We start from the raw sequence: 389 nt of genomic DNA, 5'->3' as shown, positions 1-389 counted from the left end.
TGGGTACCAATGTTCACCACGAAACCTGGTGACACTGTGCTGCCAACAAATTGACCGTTTTCATCGACAGGCTGGTAGTAACCTACTTCCATATTTGGACGTAGCGTTTCTTCAGTCCGGTTGTTGTAAAGCGTTTCACCATCTTCTTGTAATGTGTACAAAGGCACAACTGCAGCAAATTTGCGCAGCCCACTCATACGGATATCATCACCGCTTGGCAAATGTAAATCGACACTGCTCAACGCACTGCGGTTCTTAACAATCGCCTTGATTGATTCTTTTTCACCCGTCACTTCTTCAATTGGTGAAAGATCAAACTCCGATGCTGAAAGGTTATCAAGCTGAAAAGTCGGGCTTGCAAGTAGCTCACCATCTTTTTCAACCACAAG

At 45.0% G+C, this 389-nt stretch carries 1 pseudogene; it reads right to left on the bottom strand.

Annotation, left to right across the window (positions count from 1 at the left end):
• Positions 1-389 (bottom strand): annotated as a pseudogene (gene malF / locus IQR33_RS06695) (maltose ABC transporter permease MalF); the annotation flags it as partial.

This window comes from Vibrio sp. OPT46, assembly GCF_015163535.1.
Taxonomy (GTDB): Bacteria; Pseudomonadota; Gammaproteobacteria; order Enterobacterales; family Vibrionaceae; genus Vibrio; species Vibrio alginolyticus.
This window is presented reverse-complemented; position numbering and strand designations above follow the sequence as displayed.